Raw genomic sequence first — 1,833 nt, 5'->3', positions numbered from 1 at the left:
TTGAATGGGTTCATGTGCAGCTCCATCAGCAAAAGGGGATGATAAGTTTATCACCACCGACTATTTGCAACAGTGCCAGCCCAAAGACAGGTTCCTCGGCTGCATGGTGAAGGATGTGCAGGCGGATCAAACCGCCGTAGAGGTCTTTGTCAGTCATTTTTTGTGCCTCACAGAGCGACGCTCAACAGCCACCCAGCTGCACCGCTACCGAGGACAACCAGCCACGGCGGGAGCTTCCAGAACATAAGTGCGACAAGGGCAACTAATGCCAAGCCGAAGTCTTGCGGCTGAAAGATGGCGCTAGTCCATACAGGCTGATACAGCGCGGCCAGCAGCAAGCCGACTACAGCGGCATTGATCCCGGCCAGCGCAGCTTGGATGCCTGTATTGCGGCGCAAACGCTCCCAAAATGGCATTGATCCGACGACCAGCAAGAACGAGGGCGCGAAGATAGCCAGCAGACACACAATGCCGCCGATCCAGCCCGACGGGGCGGTGTTCATCGAGGCACCAAGAAACGCGGCGAACGTGAACAAAGGGCCGGGCACCGCTTGAGCTGCCCCGTACCCCGCGAGAAAGGATTCATTGTTGACCCAGCCGGAGGGCACCACTTCGGCTTGCAGTAATGGCAGCACAACGTGACCACCGCCGAACACCAGTGATCCGACACGATAGAAGGAATCCACCATTGCCATGGTTTGACTTGGCATCAGTTCGGCCAACACCGGCAGGCCAATCAGCAAGACAAAGAACAGCGAGAGCCAAAGCACGCCGGCCCGGTGACTGACCGTGATAGGTAGGGGGTCATGCTCAACAACTTTCGCTGGCTTGAACAATAACCGGCCTGCGATGCCTGCGATAGCAATCACGCCAACCTGTCCCCACGCGGACGGCACAAGTAAAACGACGCAGGTAGCAATTGCCATGATGGTGACTCGCAGCCCATCCGTGCATAGGTTACGCGCCATGCCCCATACTGCTTGAGCGACCACGGCCACAGCCACCACTTTTAAGCCATGCAACGCGCCCTGCGAGACGTAATCGCCATAGCTGGAGATGCCGAGCGCAAAAAGGATCAAGGCTATGGCAGACGGCAGCGTGAAGCCAGCCCAAGCAGCCAGCGCCCCGCTGTATCCAGCCCGAGACAGTCCTACCGCTATGCCGACCTGGCTGCTTGCAGGCCCTGGCAAGAACTGACAAAGCGCGACCAAGTCAGCATAGCTCCGTTCGGAGAGCCAGCGCCGCCGTGTGACAAATTCGGCGCGGAAGTAGCCCAAGTGCGCAATGGGGCCGCCAAAAGATGTCAATCCAAGCCGCAGAAAAATAAGAAAGACCGACCATGGTCTGCTGTCATCGGTAGGGTTATTCGTCATACTTTCGCCTTCATGATCTGCAACGAGTTGATCAATAATAAGCGAAATTCGATAACGAAATTCGATATAAATCTAGAAAAAAATACCTCTATGTGTACTACGCAGTTTTAGCTGTGGCTTTCACAGGAGCACGCTTACTTACGGCTTAGCGTGCTTTATTTTCCGTTTTCTGAGGCGATCCCTAGGAGCTCGGATCTCAGGACGAAGGTCTCCGCGAATGTCCGGTCGATCCGCGCGACGTCCCAGGCGGGCGTTCCCTTGGCGGACATCCACGCCGCAGCGTCGTGCATCAGCCGCACAACCTCGTCGATATCACCCGAGCAGGCGACCCGAACGTTCGGAGGCTCCTCGCTGTCCATTCGCTCCCCTGGCGCGGTATGAACGGCACTGTTGCAAATAGTCGGTGGTGATAAACTTATCATCCCCTTTTGCTGATGGAGCTGCACATGAACCCATTCAA

2 protein-coding genes and 1 pseudogene are annotated in these 1,833 nt (G+C 56.4%); all 3 read right to left on the bottom strand.

Features of this window, described 5'->3' with window-relative positions; translation table 11 throughout:
• Positions 1-25: 25 nt before the first annotated feature.
• On the bottom strand, positions 26-157 hold the full coding sequence (locus ABN256_RS19000) for a hypothetical protein (RefSeq protein WP_425335557.1): 132 nt from the start codon (positions 155-157) through the stop codon (positions 26-28).
• 10 nt (positions 158-167) lie between these two features.
• Positions 168-1,373 carry a chromate efflux transporter gene (gene chrA, locus ABN256_RS18995; protein ID WP_000184001.1) on the bottom strand — a complete coding sequence of 402 codons (1,206 nt, stop codon included), beginning with the start codon at positions 1,371-1,373 and terminating at the stop codon, positions 168-170.
• A 161-nt stretch (positions 1,374-1,534) separates the two neighbouring features.
• Positions 1,535-1,732: pseudogene (locus ABN256_RS18990) on the bottom strand (hypothetical protein); the annotation flags it as partial.
• Positions 1,733-1,833 lie beyond the last annotated feature (101 nt).

The organism is Proteus sp. fly-1008, assembly GCF_040140305.1.
In the GTDB taxonomy this organism is placed as follows: Bacteria; Pseudomonadota; Gammaproteobacteria; order Enterobacterales; family Enterobacteriaceae; genus Proteus; species Proteus vulgaris_B.
This window is presented reverse-complemented; position numbering and strand designations above follow the sequence as displayed.

Excerpts from the sequence above, each read along its gene's own strand:
- chrA (WP_000184001.1), bottom strand. The coding sequence starts at position 1,373 with ATGACGAATAACCCTACCGATGACAGCAGACCATGGTCGGTCTTTCTT.
- ABN256_RS19000 (WP_425335557.1), bottom strand. The coding sequence starts at position 157 with ATGACTGACAAAGACCTCTACGGCGGTTTGATCCGCCTGCACATCCTT.